Below are 18,734 nucleotides of genomic sequence, written 5' to 3' on the forward strand. Positions count from 1 at the left end.
TCGGGTCCGTCCGCGAACCGGCGACGTCACTCCAGTCTCAACTGTGCCGCCAGGTCTTCCGCGCCGCTTCTCATCCTGGCGAGGAAGTTCTGCGCGATCGGTCCTGATCCGTGATGGTACAGGGCATGGACATCCGCAGACAGGCAGGAGGACACGACGGGCCGGTATCTGACTTTCGGGTGAGCCAGCTTCGAGACGAATTCGGGGATCAGGGCGACGCCGAACCCTGCAGCCACGAGGCTGGTCAGCGAGGCCGCCTCGACGGCCTGCTGTGAGATTCTCGGCGAGAACCCGCTGCCGATGCAGCATTGCAGGATGTGCCGGGCGAAGAGCGAGTCGCGCAACCGCAGGAAGACGAAATTCTCCTCCGCCAGCTGGCTCAGCGTGACCGTGTCCGTGACGATGGCGTGTCCGGCCGGCAGGACGACCTTGATCCCCTCCTTCCACGCCAATTCGCTGACGAGATCCGGGTCCTCCGGCGGCGTGCGGAGGAAGTTGATGTCCGTCTGCCCCGATTTCAGCGCGGCGATCTGCCTGTCCGGCGACATCTCGTGGATCTGGATGTCGACGCCGGGGAACGTGCCCTGGAAATCATGGATGAGCCTGCCGAGCGGTCCGGCGAGCATCGATCCGGTCAGGCCGACATTGAGGATACCGATGCTGCCACGACCGATGGCGTGAGCCCGTTCGGCGGCGTCGTGCGCGCCGTGGAGAACGGCCTTGGCCCTGACGAAAAAGTCCCGGCCCGCCTGCGTGAGCGAGACGCGACGGGTGGTCCGCTCGAACAGGGGCGTTCCGATCTCGCCCTCCAGGTCGCGGATCTGCTGACTCAGGGGCGGCTGGGCCACGCCAAGAGCTTTCGCCGCTGCAGTAAAGCTGAGATGTTCTGCGACGGCCACGAAGTACCGTAGGTGACGGAGTTCCATGGCACCATTCATATGCAGCATGTCTTAATGGCGATGAAATATATATTTGACGCCTGCATCGGGGCGCACAATGGTGCGTCCCGCGATGGTCGGCGGCATGGCGCGCATCGTGCAGGTCGCATCCTTTGCAGCGGCCGACCTTCCGATGCACCAGGGCCGGGCACGCGGGGCGAAGAACGGCCTTTAACGTCGGAGGTAGGTTCGCATGCGCGGCTTTTTTGCGTCCCTGTTCGGTCAGGTGATCACGGCCCTCGTCCTCGGCATCGGTCTCGGGATGGCGTGGCCGGATTTCGCCGTCTCCCTCAAGCCCCTGGGCGACGCGTTCATCAAGCTGATCAAGATGGCGATCGCGCCCCTCGTCTTCGGCGTCGTCGTCCACGGCATCGTCGGCGCGGGTGACCTGCGCAAGGTGGGCCGGGTCGGTCTCAAGGCCCTGATCTACTTCGAGGCCGTCACGACGCTGGCCCTGGTCCTCGGCATCGTGCTCGCCTACGTCTTCGCGCCCGGCGCCGGAATGAACGTCGATCCGGCCACCCTCGATGCCAAGGCCATCGCCGGCTACACCGACCGTGTCGGGCAGGTCACCGGCACCGTCGACTTCCTGATGAAGATCATCCCGACCACCATCGTCGACGCCTTCGCCAAGGGCGACATCCTCCAGGTCCTCATCATCGCGGTCCTGTTCGGCTCGGGCCTGTCCCTGCTCGGGGAACACGGTCAGCCCCTGGCGCAGAGCATCGAGCGGATCACGGCGGTCCTGTTCAAGATCATCGGTTTCATCGTGCGGCTGGCGCCCCTCGGCGTTCTCGGCGCCGTGGCCTTCACCGTCGGCAAGTACGGGATCGGCTCCCTCCGGCAACTCGGGATGCTGGTCGTCCTGTTCTATGCCGGCGTCGCCTTCTTCGTCTTCGTCGTGCTGGGCACGATCCTGCGCGCCGCCGGCTTCAGCATCCTGAAGCTGCTGGCCTATCTGCGCGAGGAACTCCTCGTGGTCGCGGGGACGGCCTCCTCCGACAGCGTCCTGCCGCAGGTGATGCGCAAGCTCGAACGCCTCGGCATCCGCGATTCCACCGTCGGCCTCGTGATACCCACCGGCTACTCGTTCAACCTCGACGCCTTCTCCCTCTACCTGACCCTCGCCACCGTGTTCATCGCCCAGGCGACCAACACGCCCCTGTCCTTCGGACACCTGCTGCTGATCCTCGGGATCGCTCTCCTGACCTCCAAGGGCGCGCACGGCATCCCCGGATCGGCCATCGTCGTCCTGGCGGCGACCCTGTCGGCGGTGCCGGAAATCCCGGTGATCGGACTGGTGCTGGTGCTGTCCATCGACTGGTTCGTCGGCATCGCCCGGGCGCTGGGCAACCTCATCGGCAATTGCGTGGCGACCGTGGTCGTCGCCGCCTGGGAGGGCGACATCGACCGCGCGCAGGCCCACCGCGTGCTGAACGGCGACATCACCACCGACACGGCTTCGGTGCTCGCCATGCCCGTCGCGGAGAATCGCCCGGCCTGACGGCGCGCCGCGCGCCGGGGCCCGATATGCTGAGCCGAACCCGGCCCCCGGCACGATCCGCGCTTCGCCGCCGCGCCGAGTGCCGCAAGGCCACGAACGAGATGCCGGAGACGAGCCCATGACCGCCTCTTCCTACAACCCGCCCTGCGGGGGGCTGCCGCCCCAGACGGCCCTGATGACCGGCCGGGCCGTGTTCACGGAAGCCTACGCCGTCATCCCGAAGGGCGTGATGAGCGACATCGTCACCAGCGTGCTGCCGTTCTGGGACGGGACCCGGGCCTGGATCCTGTCCCGGCCGCTCTCCGGCTTCTCGGAGACCTTCGCCCAGTACCTGATGGAGGTCGCGCCCGGCGGCGGCAGCGACCGCCCGGAACCCGACGCCCGAGCCGAGGGCGTCCTGTTCGTGGTCGGCGGCCATGCCGCTCTGGTCCTCGATGGCACCACGCACGATCTGCGACCCGGCAGCTATGCCTACCTCCCATCCGGCTGTGCCTGGACGTTGCGAAACCGCGGCGCCGAGCCCGCGCGTTTCCACTGGATCCGCAAGACCTACGAACCGGTCCCCGGCATCGATGTCCCGCCAGCCTTCGTCAGCCACGATTCCGAGGTCGATCCCCTCGCCATGAAGGACACGAACGGCGTCTGGGCCACGACACGCTTCGTCGCGCCGGACGATGTCCGCCACGACATGCACGTCAACATCGTGACCCTCCAGCCCGGCGCCTCGATCCCGTTCGAGGAGACCCACGTGATGGAGCACGGACTCTTCGTCCTCGAGGGCAAGGCGGTCTACCGGCTCAACCGCGACTGGGTGGAAGTGGAGGCCGGGGATTTCATGTGGCTGCGCGCCTTCTGCCCGCAGGCCTGCTACGCGGGTGGCCCCGGTCCGTTCCGCTACCTGCTCTACAAGAACGTCAATCGCCACCCCTCCCTCACCTTCCACAGGGTCGCCAGATGACCGGCCGCCACATCGTCGCGCGGGCCCTCACCGCCGACGCCTTCGCGCCGTTCGGCAGAATCATCGACAAGGCGGGCATTGATCCGCGCTCCATGAATGCCGGGATGGCGCGGCGCTTCCACGACGTGGCGGAGATCCGCGCCATCGGCGAGGATGCGCGGGTGGTGATCGGGCTCGTGGAGGCCCAGCCCTATTCCCTCCCGTTGAGTGTGGGCCTGGTCGAGCGTCACCCCCTCGGCGCACAGGCTTTCGTGCCGTTGAACACCGCCCCGTTCCTCGTCGTGGTCTGCCCCGATGACGGTGGGAGACCGGGCCCGCCGCAGGCCTTCGTCACGGCACCGGGCCAGGGGATCTGCTACGATCTCGGCATCTGGCACGGCGTGCTGGCTCCCTTCGGCGCTCCGCAGGAATTCCTGGTGATCGATCGCGGCGGAGGGGGCGTGAATCTCGAGGAGGTCAGGTTCGACGAGCCCTGGACCGTCGCGCTGCCGGAGATGCTCGCGAGATAGGTCGTCCTCGGAAAGGCGCCGCCGTTCGCCGCCATCCGGCCTTCGCGTCTCTCGCATGGCCGCCGGAGGAATTCCCGAACGCTCCGACACCCTGGCTCACGAGCGGTTGCCCTCGTCCGCGATCGCTGGCAGGCGTGAGCCATGCTCGACACCTCTCCCACCCGTCGCCCCCTCTCCGCCCTGCGCAACGCGCTCAAGAGCGACGCCGGTGGCGGGTTGGTCCTGATGGCGAGTGCCGTCCTCGCCCTGATCGTCGCCAACTCGCCGCTCGCGCCGGGCTATTTCGCCCTTTTGAAGGCCTATATCGGCGGCCTCTCCGTCCTGCACTGGGTCAATGATGGCCTAATGGCCGTGTTCTTCCTGCTGGTCGGCCTGGAGATCAAGCGCGAGGTGCTCGACGGGCGGCTGCGCACCTGGCCGGATCGAATCCTGCCGGGCGTCGCGGCGCTCGGCGGCATGGTCGTCCCGGCCCTGATCTATGTCCTGGTCAACCGCTCCTCGCCCGAGACCCTGCGCGGCTGGGCGATTCCCACCGCCACCGACATCGCCTTCGCGCTCGGCGTCCTCGCCCTGCTCGGATCGCGCGTTCCGGTCTCGCTCAAGGTGTTCCTCACCGCGCTCGCCATCATCGACGATCTCGGCGCGGTCCTCGTCATCGCGGTCTTCTACACCGCCGACCTCTCCCTGCCGATGCTGGCGGGGGCGGCCCTCACCGTCGCGATCCTGTCCGGCCTCAACAGAGCCGGCGTCACCCGGCTGACGCCCTACCTCGTCCTCGGTGCGGTCCTGTGGTTCCTCGTGCTGAAATCCGGCATCCACGCCACCATCGCGGGGGTGCTGCTCGCCCTGACCATTCCGCTGCGGACCAGCCCGGCCAGACCCGACGATCCGGCCTCGCCGCTGCACAGGCTGGAACATGCGATCCATCCCTGGTCGGCCTATCTCGTCCTTCCGATCTTCGGATTCGCCAATGCCGGCGTCGCGCTCGGCGGCATGTCGCTGCGGATGCTCCTCGACCCAGTGACCCTCGGCGTGGCGCTCGGCCTGTTCGCCGGCAAGCAGATCGGCGTGTTCGGCGCCGTGTTCGCCGCCGTGAAACTCGGTCTCGCCCAGCGCCCCGCCCATGCCGGCTGGTGGCAGATCTACGGCCTGTCGCTGGTCTGCGGCGTCGGCTTCACCATGAGCCTGTTCATCGGCCTGCTCGCCTTCGCGGACAATCCAGACCTCGAGACCGAGACCAAGATCGGCGTGCTCGTCGGATCGGTGATCTGCATGATCGCCGGCGCCCTCGTCCTGATGTTCGCGCCCCGGCCGGTTCGGGAGACGCGCCCCGCCCCGTGACGTCACGCCTCTGTGGGGGCACCGGCCATGGCAACACAATCTTAATCCTGGCGCCCTAGCCCGGATGGCTGGAGAGCAGGATGACCCGAAAGGCAGGCTCAGCGTTCGTCCGGGTGGCAGCGATGGTTTCGGTCGCGGCGGCGGCCGTCGTCGGCGTGTTCGCGGCCCAGGGCATGAGCGATGAGGCCGCCGGCTGGCGCAGCGCCTTCGGGCGGCCTTCCGAGATTCCCGTGCCCGAGGGCGGTCCCGATACGGCGGCGCATATCGAGCTCGGCCGGCAATTGTTCTTCGATCCGGTCCTGTCGCGCTCGCGCGGCATCGCCTGCGCCTCCTGCCACGACCCGTCGCGCCATTGGGGTGACGGGCGCATGCGGGGCATCGGCGAGCCCGGTATCGAGCTGATGCTGCGCACGCCGACCCTGCTCAACGTCGGCTGGATCCAGCCGCTGGGCTGGGACGGCAAGTTCCCGGATCTCGAATCCGTCGCCTTCACGCCGATCACCGGCGCCAATCTCATGAACCTCTCGGAAGCGGAGCTGATCGATCGCCTGCGCGACGATCCGAGTTACGTTTCCGCCTTCGCCGCGACCTTCGAGGACCGGGCGATCACGCGCGCTGGCATCGAACGGGCGCTCGCCGCGTTCCAGCGCACGATCGTCTCGGGAGAAGCACCGTTCGACCGCTGGCTCAGCGGCGATGCGTCGGCGATCGGAGCCTCCGCGAAGGCGGGCTTCGCGCTCTTCACCGGCAAGGCGCGCTGCAACGAGTGCCATGGCGGCTGGGCCTTCACCGACGGCTCGTTCCACGACATCGGGGTCGGCCGGGGCGACGATATCGGGCGGGGCCGGCTGTTCCCGTCGTCGAAGGGCCTTCGCTACGCCTTCAAGACCCCGACCCTGCGCGATGTCGCGCAGCGCGGCCCCTTCATGCATGACGGATCGGTGCCGACCCTGCGCGACGTGATCGATCTCTACGACCGTGGCGGCATCGAGCGTCCGAGCCGCTCGCCGAAGATCAGGCCTTTGCGCCTGTCCGAGACCGAGAAGGCCGATCTCCTGGCGTTCCTGGAGACCCTGACGGCCCAGGATCTCGCGCAGGGCGAGCCGAAGCGGAAAGCTGACGCGCGCTGAGAACCGGGCGCGGCCCGGATCGAGGGCTGCGCGAACTCTCGGCCTCGACTGTCTGACCGGTCTAGCGAAACAGGGTCAGGCCGGCACCGGCCAGCGAGAGACCTATGATCAGCAGCGCCCCGCCCCAGGTCTCGTAGGCCGCTGCACGCGTCGCGTTCCGCATCGAGGCGTAGGACAGGCTTCCGCCCGCGATCAGGCTCGACAGGCTGAGTGTCGCGATCATGGAGGTTCCTCTTTCGACGCGAAGCTTGGGCATAGGCCCTGACGGTTACCAAACGCCAGCCATTGCCGAATGATCCTGCGCGCAGCCTCTACCAAAGGTTAGCCTCGCCGCTCAAAGACGATGCATGACTGTCCCATCCTCCGCCGCGCGTGCTCTCGACCCGGCGGCCGGGCGTTCTTCGACCACCGCATTTGCGACCTGTTCCGAGGCGGAGGACGAGCCTCATGCGGCGGTGTCGAGGAACCTTCCGGGACGTTAACCAATGCTTAAGCTTCGTTAACAAGTGCCTTTCAAGGTCGGAAAAAACTAAGTAAAACTACTCTCGCTGCAGCCGGTCATCGGCATTTCAGCTTTCGCCAAGGCTTCATCCCATGAGTCTTCGTTGTCGGTTGCCCGGCCCCGGTGTGCTGTCCGCTGCCCTGCTCCTGAGTGTGACGAGCGCCACGGCGGCGAATGCCCATGTCAAATGGTTCTGCGCCTTCGACGTCGCCGGTTCACCCGTCGGCCTCGCCGAGGTCCTGTGCGACAGTTTCGAGCAGCTCATCCTTGTCTCGCTCCTGGCGCTGTTCGTCGGCGCGCTGCTTGAGCGGACGATTCTCGGTGAGGCGATGATGCGGTCCCTCGACCGGGTGACGGCCTGGGCCCGCGAGAATACCGAATTGATGTTCCGTGCGGTGTGCGGCGCCTTCTTCGTCTCGCTGTGGTCGCTCGGCGGCATCATCCTCACGCCCGAACTCACCACCACCAGTACCGCCCTGCCCTGGTTCCAGCTCGCGATCGCCGCAGGCTTCCTGTGGCGGGCGACGATGCCGTTCTCGGCCCTGGGGATCGTGATCCTCTTCGGCATCGCCGTGGCGAATTACGGCGTCTTCCACCTGGCGGATTACCCCGTCTTCCTCGGTGTCGCCGCCTATCTCGCCCTGACCGGCCTCCAGCGCAGCCTGTTCGGCATCCGCCCTCTCGACATCGTGCGGTACACCGCGGCGGTGACCCTGATGTGGGCCTCGGTGGAGAAGTGGGCCTTCCCGCAATGGTCGTTCCCGCTCTTCATCCAGCACCCCGAGATGACGCTGGGTTTTGACGGCGCGTTCTTCATGAAGGCCGCCGGCGCGGTCGAGTTCGCCCTCGCCTTCGCTCTGCTCTGCACGCCCCTGGTCCGTCGCGTGGCCGCGATCATGCTGGCGGCCACCTTCGTCTCGGCGATCTTCGAATTCGGCAAGGTCGACGCCATCGGCCATTCGCCGATCATCGTGGCGATGATCGCCATCGCCGCCGACGATGCGAGGGTTCCGCTGCGGGTGCGCCAGTTGGCGGCACTCCCCGTGGGCTACGGTGCCGCGCTCGCAGCCTTCATCGGGCTCTATTACGGCGCCCATTCCGTCCTGTCGGCCGCCGGAGCCCTGTAGTCGGTCAGGCCGGACGGGCGGGTCCCGTCCCGGCCCTGGGGTTTCCCTGTTGGGTCGTCAGTTGCCTTCGACGCGGACCATCAGCTTCATCTTCGGATGGATGCCGCACAGGACGGCGAAGCTCCCGCCGCTGGAGAAGACGATCTCGGCCTTTCCGCCGGGCTCCTGGTCGCCCGAATCGTACGTGAACGTCGGCGAGTCCACGTAGGCATGGTGCAGGAGCTCGCCGTCGTCGTTGACGATCTGAACCGTCTCGCCCTTCCTGATCACGAGGGCACCCGGCTGGAACGCCCGGCCCTTCTGCGAAACGCGATAGACCTGACCCGCCGAGGCATGGAGGGCGAGGGTGGCAGCGCTGGTCGCGACGAGAGCGAAGGCGAGGCTGATGGAGGTGATACGTCTCATGCAACCTGAGGGTACGAGTTCGCCCAACTGCATCTTCGTCGCAGCAAGTAAAAAGTCCCTTAAAACGGCAGGCCTGACGGAGGGCGCAAGCGCGCCTTAACTATTGCCGAGCAATAAGTGACGTTGGGTTAGCCGAGACAGAGTGGATGACACCTATCCGTCGATTGAGGCTTGCTGCGGCGGGCGAGAGAGATTGGCCGGCGCCGATCGCCGCAGTCGCATCGTTCGTCGGAACCATCCGCGGCCGAATTCTGATCGCCTTCCTCATCATGAGCACGATCACCGGTGCGCTCGGATTGTCGGCGGCGTCCGGCATTCGCCGGGCCGACGAGCTCGTCAGCCGGACCTTCGACCGGTCGCTCATGTCGATCAACTATGCCCGTGCCGCCGCGGCCGATTTCGCGAACATGCGCTCGGTCGATTCCCGGCGACGGATGAGCGCCGACCCCGCCGTGAGGGCGCAGCTCGACGGCCGGCTCGAAACCCTTCGCCGCCTGTTCAGCGAGGATCTCGCCGTGGCGGTGGAGCGCGCCCAGTCGAGCCGCGCCACCCTCGCCGCCGGGGCCGTGGAACGGGCCGTGAGGGATTGGGACGCCGCGCGCTCCGCCCTCGCCGGTCGCGAGGCCCGGGAGGCCGACTGGGCGGAAGCCGATCGGCACGCCGCGGAGGTGGAGGAGCATCTCGACCTCTTCATCAACCACACCGCCGGCGACGGCTTCGTCTACCGGCAGCAGGCCCGGGCCGTCGTCGCCCGCGAGACCCAGATCAACCTCGTCGGTACGCTGCTCGCGCTGGCGATGTCGGCCTCGGTCGCCTGGCTCCTGGCCCGGCGCATCATGCGGCCGGTGGCGGATGCGTCCATGGTCGCCTCGCGGATCGCCGCCGGCGATCTCAGCGTGACGATCCCGCCCGGCAGCGCCGACGAACTCGGCGCCCTCCTCGCGTCCATGGGAGTCATGCGCGACAACATCCGGCGGGCCATGGAGCAGGAGGTCGCCCAGCGGCTCTCGGCGGAGGCGCATCTCGCCGACGCCCTCGAAACCTCCCTCGAAGGCATCGTCGTCGTCGACGAAGCCGGCCGCATCGCGCTCATCAACGGGCAGGCGGAGGATTTCCTCGGATTCCGTCAGGGGACCCGGCCGCAGGACATGTCGATCGCCCGCGTCGCAGAGGAGGGCAACGAGCTCGCCCGCACTCTCCTCTCCAACGACGACGACCGGACGACTCCGCGCGAGACGCAGCTCTCCGACGGTCGCTGGCTCCGGATCAGCCGCAGCCGGACCCGCACCGGCGGCTACATTGCCGTCTGCAGCGACATCACCCTGTTGAAGGTCCAGGAGGCGCGTCTCCAATCGACCAACCTTCGCCTCGACACGGCGCTCGACAACATGTCCCAGGGCCTGTGCCTGTTCGATGCGGATGGGCGCCTCACCGTCGTCAACCGGCGCTATTGCGAGCTGTTCGATCTCGCGCCGGACGACCTGCTCCTCGGCAGCCATTACCACGAGGTGGCATCCCGCCACCTGAGATCGGCGGATGAAGGCATGGTCTTCGAGGTCGAGGGCCGTGCGATCTCGGCCGTCGGCTCGGGTTTCCGCCAGTTGAACAGCGGGCGCGTCGTGGCGATCACCCACAAGCCCGTGGCCGGCGGCGGCATGGTCGCCACCTATGAGGACGTGACCGAACGCCGGCAGGCCGATGCCCGCATCGCCTTCATGGCCCGCCACGACGTCCTGACCGGCCTGCCCAACCGCGCCATGTTCGGCGAGCGGATCGAGGAGGCCCTGGCCCATCTCGTGCGCGGCGGCATGTTCGCCGTGCTCTGCCTCGATCTCGACCGCTTCAAGGAGGTCAACGACACCCTCGGTCATCCCGTGGGCGACGATCTCCTCAAGGCGGTGGGCAACCGCCTGCGCGCCTGCCTTCGCGAGATCGACACCGTGGCGCGGCTCGGCGGCGACGAATTCGCCATCATCCTCACGGGCGTCGCCCGGCCGGAGGAGGCCGCCATCCTGGCCCGGCGGATCGTCGAGGTGCTGAGCGCCCCCTACGAGATCGAGGGCCAGCGCGTCGCGGTCGGCGTCAGCATCGGCATCTGCCTCGCACCGGGGGACGGCACCAGCTGCGAAAAGCTCCTCAAGAATGCCGACGTCGCTCTCTACCGCGCCAAGGCCGACGGGCGCGGGACCTGGCGCTTCTTCGAGGCGGAGATGGACATCCGGCTCCAGGCCCGCCGCGCCCTCGAACTCGACCTGCGCGAGGCGGTGACGCAGGGCGCCTTCGAGCTGTTCTACCAGCCGATCTACGACTTCCAGGGGCACCGCGTCGGCGGGTTCGAGGCGCTGATGCGGTGGCGCCACCCCGAGCGCGGGCTCGTCCCCCCGGGCGAGTTCATCACCGTGGCCGAGGAGATCGGCCTGATCGTCGATCTCGGCGCCTGGGCCCTGCGGACGGCCTGCACCGAGGCCATGCGCTGGCCCGATGGGATCAGGGTCGCGGTCAACGTCTCGGTGGCCCAGTTTCGCGACGGCACCATCATCCAATCCGTCAAGGAGGCGTTGAGCCTGAGCCGGCTTCCGGCGGCCCGGCTCGAGCTCGAGATCACGGAAACGGTCCTGCTCAAGGACAATGCCGCGACGCTCGCGACCTTGCATGCGCTGCGCCGGCTCGGCGTCAGGATCGCGATGGACGATTTCGGCACGGGCTACTCGTCGCTGAGCTACCTGCGCAGCTTCCCCTTCGACAAGATCAAGATCGACCAGTCGTTCGTGCGCGACCTCACCGACGCCGACGAATCCGCGTTCATCGTCCGCGCCGTGATCGGCCTCGGCCTCAGCCTGCGCATGCGCACCACCGGCGAGGGCATCGAGACGGCCACGCAGTTCGAGCGCCTACGGAAGGAGGGCTGCGACGAGGGCCAGGGCTACTTCATCGGCCGCCCCCAGCCCGCCGACAGCATCCCGGCGGTGCTGGAGCGCCTGTCGGTGCCCCGTGCCTTGGTCAAGCAGGCCGTCGCCTGACGGACAAACGATACCGAGCCTCGGTCGAGTGTGACACGTCGGGGCTTGCCCGCACGACCGCGCGGCGGCGGCCATCCGCCGGGCTTCATTCAGGGAGTCCGACCTACGGGTCGGGGCTCACTGAGACTTGCTATGACCTCACACAAACACGAAGGGCCGGTCTCGAAAGACCGGCCCTTCGTTCGTTCGTGGGTTCCGGTTCGTCCGGTCGACGCCCTATTGCGGGGCTGGTACCGGGGTCGGCGCGGGAGCCGTCGGCGCGGGCTCCGCCGCCGGTGCGGTCTCCGCCGCGCCCGCGACCTCTGTGGATTTGGCGAGGGCGGGATAGGGTTCGATCACCTGGGCGCCGTTGAGGGGCTTGCTCTGGCCGTTATGGCAGGTGGTGCAATTCACCTTCGGTGCATCGCCGAGGACGCCGAGCCGGGCCGCCGGGAAGGTCGAGGTCAGCGGCTCGAGATAGTTGCCGTTGAGGTCCCGCACCATCCGGATGCCGTGCCAGGCGGTGGTGCGCTGAGGCGTGCTCTGCGACCAGTTCGAGATCGCCCGGGTGTTGTGGCAGAAGGTGCAGTTGACGCCGAGCCCCTCCGACATGTGGATCATCAGGCCGTAGGTCTTCTCCGCGTCCTGGATCGGCTTGCCCTTGGTGGTGGGCAGCGCCGTCGTGGCGTTCACCCGGATGGCGTTGTTGTCGATGTTCTTGTCGGCGAGATACTCGGTGAGCGTGTCGTAGGGCAGCGAGCTGAGGCCCACCGAGGGCGAGGCCATGTTCTGCCCGTTGTTGCGGGGAACGAAGCCGGACGTGTGGTTCGGTCCCGGATTGGTGAACCAGATATTGGCCGGCACCGGCTGCCCGCGATGGCAGGTGAAGCAGGTCACGCCGGTCCCGCCCACATGCTTCTCCTTCCAGTTGGTGTTGATGGCTTGCGTCATCTGCAGCATCCGCCGGGCGACCTTTTTCTGGTAGAGGCTGTCGTCCGCCATGTTCTCGGTGTTGTGGCAGTAGGTGCAGCCCTGTTCCGGGCTGACCCACTCGGTCATCGAGGTCATCAGGCGGTTGAACTCGTTGACGCTGACGTTCTTGAGGACCTGGACGTTCTCGTAGGTCGCGCCCGCCAGTTCCTCGCCGGGCTCGGCCGGGTCCGCCGGTGCCGGGGCGAGATTGGCGTCCTTGGCGGCGGCGACCCCGGCGCGGGTATGGATCTGGTCCATCCCCGTGCCGCGAAAGCCGTTCTGGGTGGTCTGGAGCGGCGGGCGGACCCAGCCGGACGTGCCGAACATCGCGATGGTGAGGAAGAAGGCGATCGAGGCGCCGAGAACTGTGAAGAACGTCTTCATGGGACTACCCCCGGCGCGGTCAAGGGATCGACGATCGGCGCGTAGACCTGCGGATAGGACGGGGCGACGCCGTGCTTGACCGCCCAGAGATACCAATTGTCCACCACCGTGCCGGTGAGCAGGATGCCGATGCCGCCGGTCAGCGTGGTCAGGACCGCGAACCACCAGGCCCAGCGATGGATCGATTCCATCGTGGCGTTGAAGCCCATGGTCCAGCGCCAGAACAGGGCGGCGCGCTCGGTGGCGGTGCCGCGGTCGACGATCTGGTCGATCTCGCGCTCGCCGCCGAAGCGGCTCACCGCCAGGATGGTCGCGCCATGCATCGCGAAGAGCAGCGTCGACCCGTAGAGGAAGACGATCGAGAGCATGTGGAACGGGTTGTAGAAGAGGTTGCCGTAGCGGAGCGAGAAGGCGGCGGTCCAGTCGAGATGCGGGAAGATGCCGAAGGGGACCGCCTCGCTCCACGAACCCATCAGGATCGGGCGGATGAAGCCGAGCACCAGGTAGAGCCAGATGGCGCTGGCGAAGGCCCAGGGCACGTGGGTGCCCAGACCGAGCGCCCTGGCGCGGCGGTAGAGACGCACCCACCACAGCAGGATCGAGGCGGTGAGGAAGAAGCCGGCGATGAGCCACCAGCCGCCTTCCTGCAGGGGCGGCAGGATCTTGAGGCCGTATTGCGGTCGCGGCGGCTCGAGAGCGAGCCAGGGCAGCTGGCGCACGAACTGGACCGGATCCCAGTTCACCGAGGCCAGCATGTTGAGGCCGACGATCTCGAAGGCGATCAGGAAGCAGACGGCCGACAGCGCACCGAGATACCCGATATAGATCGGCCCGACCTGGGCGTTGCCGAAGAGACCGAACAGGTAGCTGTGGAACGGTTTGCCCCAGCGGCGGTCGACATCGACGGGGACGCCGAGCTCCGGGATGGTGGAGCGGACTTGGACCTCGGTGAAGATGTTCTGGTAATAGGCCATGATCCTCGTGCCCCCCTCTAGCGCCAGACCGGGAGATTGAGCCACCAGCCCCACCATTCCGGCCAGCCACGGGTCCAGAACGGGCCGCTGATGATGATGCAGACCGCGCTCCAGAAGCCCGCCGAGAGGGCGAGAAACAGGCCGAGCCGGTGGATGCCCAGCGTGCCGATGGAGTAGCCGATCGTGTCGCGGAAGAATGTGTCTTCGTGCTCGGGCGTCTTGACCACCTCGCCCTTGGGCGGGTTGGTGGCCGAGAGGATCAGCGCGCCGTGCAGCGAAAGGGCGAAGGTCGTCGTGAAGAAGAACGACACCGCCAGCATGTGCGCCGGATTGTAGTGGAAGTGCAGGTACTGGTAGCCGGTATTCGACACCCAATCGAGGTGCGAGAGGATGCCGTAGGGAAAGCCGTGGCCCCAGGCGCCCATCAGGAACGGCCGGATCACCACCAGCGAGACATAGGCGAAGATCGCCACCGAGAAGGCGAAGGGCACGTGATAGCCGATGCCGAGCTTGCGGCAGATCTCGACCTCGCGCAGGGCCCAGGAGACGAAGGAGCCCACGGCGCAGAAGGTGATGATCTGCCAGAGGCCGCCCTCCTTGAGGGGAGCCAGCGCCAGCCCGTATTTGAGGTCGGGCGGCGCGATGTTGATCTGCCAGATGTTCCAGGTCGGCCCCAGAGCCGCACCGTAGATGATCAGCGCGGTGCCGAGCACCGAGAAGAACAGGGTCGTGACGCCGAAGAACCCGACGTAGAACGGTCCGACCCAGAAATCGAACAGGTCGCCGCCCAACAGCGTGCCGCCGCGGACGCGGTATTTTCGTTCGAAACTCAGCATCGCCATCGCGAATACCTCCCGGCTTCACCGTCACGTTTTTCGATTGTTGCGTGAGCGGGCGGAGGCCGGTCGAGCCGCCGTTCCGCCCGCGAAGGGTCGACGGTCCCCTCTCCCCGGAGGGAGAGGGAGCCTTGCCGGGCCCGTGTCCCGCCCGGTCAGGCGGGCATCGAAGGCAGCACGAGCGAGTGCGCGTTCGCCGCCTTGGCCGCTTTGGGTCCTTCGAGCCAGTTGAACCGGTCGGTGCTGAGCAAGATGAAGTGGATCAGCAGCGCCAGGATGAACAGGAAGGTGAAGAGCGCCACCAGGGTGCGGCGCGGATCGAAGAGAAGCCAGACCTTGTGCATGGTGCGTTCCTCCTCAGGAGATCATCGAGACGAGGCCGTGCGCGGCGCTCGTGACGGTGTCGAGGGCGGCATAGCCCTTCGGGCCGGGCAGCCACGGGCGCCACATCCAGACGAGGATATGAGCGACCACGGCGATCGCCGTGAAGATGATGAAGCTCGTCAGGAAGATCGCGTGGAACTCCTTGGCCTCCGGTTCGGTCAGCCCGGACAGGCTGCTTGCTTTGTCGATCCCACTGGACATCGGTTGAACCTCCGCTTTGGTCTGGCCGCGCTCGACGGAGCGCGGCGGGTGAGGTCGCGACCGCCTTCGGGCGGCGCTCGCGACGGTCGGTCCCTCGCCTCTTCGGACGGGAGATCGGTCGGGACGGGAGACGGGCTCCGATCCCGGAAAACGTCAGCCCATGAACACGAAGGGGATCGCGGACACGGCCATGCCCTTGGCTTCGCCGAACACCGAGCGCCGGGCGACGAGACCGTGGCCGACCGGCGACCGCGCCGGGACGAGGCGCTGGAGCGCCGCCGCAGCGAGGAAGAACGGATAGGTCGCCACGAGGAGGAGGCGGAACTGGAGCTCGTGCCGCTGCAGGCGCGACGTCGGACGCGACGGGCCGGGGCGGGACATGATCGAGGGGGAAATGGTCGAAGACTGCATGGCGGAGATCTCCTGTCCGCAATCCGCGGCGGTCGGCCTCGCGAGGAGGCCGGTTCTCGGCGGAAACGGCGCCGCGCCGCTCCAGCCTGAAAGAGGATGAGAAGTCGGGACGCTCATGCCGCCGCTCCCAGTGACAGGCCGGCATGGGCACGCTCGACCCGGGATGAGCTGACGCGCTCCTCGCCGGCATGGCGGGCGGCCCGCTCGGCCGCGTCGCGCAGGCGCTTGGCCACCGAGATCCGCACCAGCACCGGATGCGTCTCGACGAGGTCGTCGAGGAGGGCGCGGGCGGCCTCGTCCCAGGGCAGCTCGCGGTGGAAGCGCGCCGGTGTCGCCTCGACCTGATCCATGTCGCGGGCGAGCGGCAGGATGTGGAAGAGCATGTCGAACAGGGCGTTGCAGACTTCCTGAACGAGGTAGGTCGCGCCCGAGAACCCCATGAACGGCGTGCCGGTATGGCGGCGGATGATGGCGCCGGGGAAGGAGGCGGGGACGAACACCGCCCGCGAACCGCATTCGGCCGCGTACATGCGCTCGTTGAAGGAGCCGAACAGGACCAGCGGCGGGTTGGCCTTGATCTGCGCCCGTACGGCGGCGTTGTCGGTCTTGGCGCCGGGCTGGCGCGAGATCGCGAAATTGCAGGGCAGGCCCATCTCGTCTTCGAGGAAGCGGCGCACGCCCCGCGCATAGGTGTCGGAGGCGACGATGCCGAAGCTCGCGGTCCCGAAGAAGTCCTGGGTCACCGAGCGCCACAGGTCCCAGACCGGCTTGATCGTGGTGTGGCGCTCGCGCTCCATGAAGGGCTCCGGATCGAGGCCGAGGATCTCGCCGAGCTTGCGCAGGAACTTGGTGGTGGCGTGAAGGCCGATGGGCGCCTGCAGGTAGGGCCGCTCCAGGCTCTCGCAGAGCAGCCGGCCGAACTCGCGGTAGAGGCAGATATTGGCGTCCGCGTTCACGAGCTTGGGCACGTCGGCGAGGTGCGAACCCAGCGGAAAGGCGAGGTTCACCTCGGCGCCGATTCCCTCCACCAGGCGGCGGATCTCGGCGAGGTCCGAGGGCATGTTGAAGGTGCCGTAGGCCGGGCCGATGATGTTGACCCGGGGCTTCTCGCCGGCCTTGCGCTCGGGCCGGGCCGGGATGCCCTTCTTGGCGAATTTCCGGGCGCCGTATTCCTGCCAGAGCCAGGACATCGCCCGGTCGGCGGTCTGCCACTGGTCCTCGTCGATGGTGCGCGGCAGGAAGCGCTGGAGGTTGGTGCCCTCCGGGGTCACGCCGCCGCCGATCATCTCGGCGATGGAGCCTGTGACGACGACGCTTGGCATGCCCGGATCGAGGGTGGCATGCGCCCGCTTCATCGCGGCCTCGGTACCGTGGCGGCCGAGCTCCTCTTCCGCCAGCCCTGTGACCACGATGGGCAATTCGTGCGGCGGCAGGGCGTCGGTGTAGTGCAGCACCGAGGTGACCGGCAGGTTCTCGCAGCCCACGGGACCGTCGATGACGACCTGCAATCCCTTGATGGCGGTGAAGACGTAGACGGCGCCCCAGTAGCCGCCGGCCCGGTCGTGATCGAGGACGAGCATCAGGCCATCTCCCCGATCGGATTGTGGCTGGGCTTGCCGCGCGTCGCCGAAGCCACGTTCTGGCGGACCTTCGGCACCTCTTCCCAGATTCCGGCGGCATGGCCCTCGCCGACCCCGTCGAAGAAGTCGCGCATGGCGTCGAAGCGGTGCTGGTTGCCGAGGGCGGCGTTGATCACCTTGGCGAGCGAGCCGGCGCCGGCGACGCCCATGAGCGGACGGGCGGAGATCAGGTTGGTGAAGTAGAGGGCGGGGACCGCCAGTTCCTTGGCCGCCTGCACCACCGGCGTGGTGCCGATGGCGAGATCCGGACGGAACTCGCGCATGGCGGAGAGGTCGTCCTCGAGGGAGGCGCGGTAGCGCACCGTGACGCCGCGCGCCTCGAGCCAGTCGCGGTCGGCCTCGGAATAGGGCGTGCGCGGGCAGGCGGTGCCGACGTAGCGCAGGTCCGCGCCGCTCTCGACGAGGAGCCGGCCCACCAGGAGTTCGGAGCCTTCGTAGCCCGAGAGCGTGATCCGGCCCTTGATCGGGGTGGCGGACAGCGCCCCCTTGATCATCGGGAGGAGCCTGTTCTTGGCGGCCTCCACCGTGGCGCGGGGAACCGCGCAGGCCTCGCCGATCCGGTCGAGCCAGTCGGCGGTGCCGTCATGGCCCACCGGGGCGGAGCCGACGATGGGCCGGCCGGCGAGTTCGAACTCGCGCATGGAGGCGGTGTAGAAGGGATGGATCGCCGCCACCGCCGCGCAATCCAGCGCCGCGTAGAGCTCGCGCCATTCGCGGGTCGGCACGACCGGTCCGGCGGCGAGGCCGAGCGGCTCCAGCAGGCCGCCGATCACCACCGGATCGGCCGGGAACATCTCGCCGAGCAGCGTCACGGTGGGGCGCTCGGAGCGGCCGGCGCGGGGCGCCTGGACCGGACCCTGCTCGGCCTCGGTGCGGGCGAATTTCAGCATCGCCCCGGCGAGCACGTCCTTGGCCTCGGCATGGGTCGGGACCCCGAAGCCCGGCACGTCGATGCCGATGATGCGGACCCCGTCGATCTCCTTCGGCAGGAGCCGAAGCGGAACGCCGGAGGCGGTGGGGACGCAGAGGTTGATGATGACGACGGCGTCGTAATCGGCGGGCTTGGCCACCTCGAACACCGCCTCGCGGATGTCCTCGAACAGCTTGCCGGTGACCAGGGTCTCGGAGTTGAACGGCACGTAGCCGACGCTCCGCTTGGCCCCGTAGAAATGCGACGTGAAGGTGAGCCCGTAGACGCAGCAGGCCGAGCCGGAGAGGATCGTCGCCGTGCGGCGCATGCGCAGGCCGACGCGGAGCGAGCCGAAGGCCGGACACATGCTCTGGGGCTGGTCGTGCGGACCCTGCGGATAATCCTTGGCGTATCGGTCGAGGGTCTCGCTCATGCCGGCGGCGTTGGCGGCGGCCTTCATCGCGTCCTTGCCGGCATGGCAGCCGAGGCCGTCGGTCTTGGTGGCGGCGAGGTTCACCGCCTCCGTCGGGACGGCGGCGGGAGCCGGGGTCGAGGCCGGTCGGTCCTTGCGGGCCCGAAGATCAGCGATGTCGAGAGAGACGGCCATGC

18 protein-coding genes are annotated in these 18,734 nt (G+C 67.8%); 7 read left to right on the forward strand and 11 right to left on the reverse strand.

What is annotated here, in order from left to right; translation table 11 throughout:
* Positions 1 to 26: 26 nt before the first annotated feature.
* The gene (locus tag ACFQ4G_RS15405; protein ID WP_238205685.1) at positions 27 to 926 is read right to left on the reverse strand and encodes a LysR family transcriptional regulator; all 900 of its coding nucleotides are present in this window, start codon (positions 924 to 926) and stop codon (positions 27 to 29) included.
* Between the two features lie 205 nt (positions 927 to 1,131).
* On the opposite strand from ACFQ4G_RS15405, the gene ACFQ4G_RS15410 reads away from it, so the two are divergent.
* From ACFQ4G_RS15410 to ACFQ4G_RS15430, 5 genes are all read left to right on the forward strand, one after another.
* Positions 1,132 to 2,442 (forward strand): dicarboxylate/amino acid:cation symporter, encoded by a 1,311-nt coding sequence (locus ACFQ4G_RS15410; RefSeq protein WP_238205687.1) that lies wholly within the window; start codon positions 1,132 to 1,134, stop codon positions 2,440 to 2,442.
* Positions 2,443 to 2,560: 118 nt separating this feature from the next.
* Complete coding sequence (locus tag ACFQ4G_RS15415) at positions 2,561 to 3,400, forward strand: bifunctional allantoicase/(S)-ureidoglycine aminohydrolase (protein ID WP_238205688.1); 840 nt, start codon at positions 2,561 to 2,563, stop codon at positions 3,398 to 3,400.
* Positions 3,397 to 3,909, forward strand: coding sequence for an ureidoglycolate lyase (locus ACFQ4G_RS15420; protein ID WP_238205690.1), 513 nt, complete (start codon positions 3,397 to 3,399; stop codon positions 3,907 to 3,909). The genes ACFQ4G_RS15415 and ACFQ4G_RS15420 overlap by 4 nt, the downstream gene beginning before the upstream one ends.
* 141 nt (positions 3,910 to 4,050) lie before the next feature.
* The gene (gene nhaA, locus ACFQ4G_RS15425) at positions 4,051 to 5,250 is read left to right on the forward strand and encodes a Na+/H+ antiporter NhaA (protein ID WP_238205692.1); all 1,200 of its coding nucleotides are present in this window, start codon (positions 4,051 to 4,053) and stop codon (positions 5,248 to 5,250) included.
* An 80-nt stretch (positions 5,251 to 5,330) separates the two neighbouring features.
* Positions 5,331 to 6,380 carry a cytochrome-c peroxidase gene (locus ACFQ4G_RS15430; protein WP_238205694.1) on the forward strand — a complete coding sequence of 350 codons (1,050 nt, stop codon included), beginning with the start codon at positions 5,331 to 5,333 and terminating at the stop codon, positions 6,378 to 6,380.
* Positions 6,381 to 6,441: 61 nt separating this feature from the next.
* Here ACFQ4G_RS15430 and ACFQ4G_RS15435 read toward each other — a convergent pair whose 3' ends face one another.
* Positions 6,442 to 6,603 (reverse strand): hypothetical protein, encoded by a 162-nt coding sequence (locus ACFQ4G_RS15435; RefSeq protein ID WP_238205696.1) that lies wholly within the window; start codon positions 6,601 to 6,603, stop codon positions 6,442 to 6,444.
* 371 nt (positions 6,604 to 6,974) lie between these two features.
* On the opposite strand from ACFQ4G_RS15435, the gene ACFQ4G_RS15440 reads away from it, so the two are divergent.
* On the forward strand, positions 6,975 to 8,009 hold the full coding sequence (locus ACFQ4G_RS15440) for a hypothetical protein (protein ID WP_379040526.1): 1,035 nt from the start codon (positions 6,975 to 6,977) through the stop codon (positions 8,007 to 8,009).
* Between the two features lie 57 nt (positions 8,010 to 8,066).
* Here ACFQ4G_RS15440 and ACFQ4G_RS15445 read toward each other — a convergent pair whose 3' ends face one another.
* Positions 8,067 to 8,414, reverse strand: a complete 348-nt coding sequence (locus ACFQ4G_RS15445; protein ID WP_238205698.1) for a hypothetical protein — start codon at positions 8,412 to 8,414, stop codon at positions 8,067 to 8,069.
* Between the two features lie 146 nt (positions 8,415 to 8,560).
* Here ACFQ4G_RS15445 and ACFQ4G_RS15450 point away from each other — a divergent pair, with 146 nt between their 5' ends.
* Positions 8,561 to 11,434 (forward strand): EAL domain-containing protein, encoded by a 2,874-nt coding sequence (locus ACFQ4G_RS15450; protein ID WP_379040528.1) that lies wholly within the window; start codon positions 8,561 to 8,563, stop codon positions 11,432 to 11,434.
* Positions 11,435 to 11,650: 216 nt separating this feature from the next.
* On the opposite strand, the gene pufC is transcribed toward ACFQ4G_RS15450, so the two are convergent.
* The 8 genes from pufC to bchY all read right to left on the reverse strand — a co-directional run bounded on the left by pufC (position 11,651) and on the right by bchY (position 18,732).
* Entirely contained in the window at positions 11,651 to 12,769 is a 1,119-nt protein-coding gene (gene pufC / locus ACFQ4G_RS15455; RefSeq protein ID WP_238205702.1) for a photosynthetic reaction center cytochrome PufC, read from the reverse strand.
* Positions 12,766 to 13,743 carry a photosynthetic reaction center subunit M gene (pufM, locus tag ACFQ4G_RS15460; protein ID WP_238205789.1) on the reverse strand — a complete coding sequence of 326 codons (978 nt, stop codon included), beginning with the start codon at positions 13,741 to 13,743 and terminating at the stop codon, positions 12,766 to 12,768. The genes pufC and pufM overlap by 4 nt, the downstream gene beginning before the upstream one ends.
* A gap of 17 nt (positions 13,744 to 13,760) precedes the next feature.
* A complete protein-coding gene (gene pufL, locus ACFQ4G_RS15465) occupies positions 13,761 to 14,585 on the reverse strand; it encodes a photosynthetic reaction center subunit L (RefSeq protein ID WP_238205704.1) in 825 nt (274 codons plus the stop codon).
* Positions 14,586 to 14,734: 149 nt separating this feature from the next.
* Positions 14,735 to 14,923: a light-harvesting antenna LH1, alpha subunit gene (gene pufA / locus ACFQ4G_RS15470; RefSeq protein ID WP_238205707.1), complete on the reverse strand. Its 189-nt coding sequence runs from the start codon at positions 14,921 to 14,923 to the stop codon at positions 14,735 to 14,737.
* Positions 14,924 to 14,936: 13 nt separating this feature from the next.
* Positions 14,937 to 15,164, reverse strand: coding sequence for a light-harvesting antenna LH1, beta subunit (pufB, locus tag ACFQ4G_RS15475; RefSeq protein ID WP_019903651.1), 228 nt, complete (start codon positions 15,162 to 15,164; stop codon positions 14,937 to 14,939).
* A 153-nt stretch (positions 15,165 to 15,317) separates the two neighbouring features.
* The gene (locus ACFQ4G_RS15480) at positions 15,318 to 15,575 is read right to left on the reverse strand and encodes a hypothetical protein (protein WP_238205708.1); all 258 of its coding nucleotides are present in this window, start codon (positions 15,573 to 15,575) and stop codon (positions 15,318 to 15,320) included.
* Positions 15,576 to 15,688: 113 nt separating this feature from the next.
* Positions 15,689 to 17,155, reverse strand: coding sequence for a chlorophyllide a reductase subunit Z (gene bchZ, locus ACFQ4G_RS15485; protein ID WP_238205711.1), 1,467 nt, complete (start codon positions 17,153 to 17,155; stop codon positions 15,689 to 15,691).
* On the reverse strand, positions 17,155 to 18,732 hold the full coding sequence (gene bchY / locus ACFQ4G_RS15490; protein ID WP_238205713.1) for a chlorophyllide a reductase subunit Y: 1,578 nt from the start codon (positions 18,730 to 18,732) through the stop codon (positions 17,155 to 17,157). The genes bchZ and bchY overlap by 1 nt, the downstream gene beginning before the upstream one ends.
* Between the last annotated feature and the right edge of the window lie 2 nt (positions 18,733 to 18,734).

This window comes from Methylobacterium marchantiae (assembly GCF_042679825.1).
In the GTDB taxonomy this organism is placed as follows: domain Bacteria; phylum Pseudomonadota; class Alphaproteobacteria; order Rhizobiales; family Beijerinckiaceae; genus Methylobacterium; species Methylobacterium marchantiae.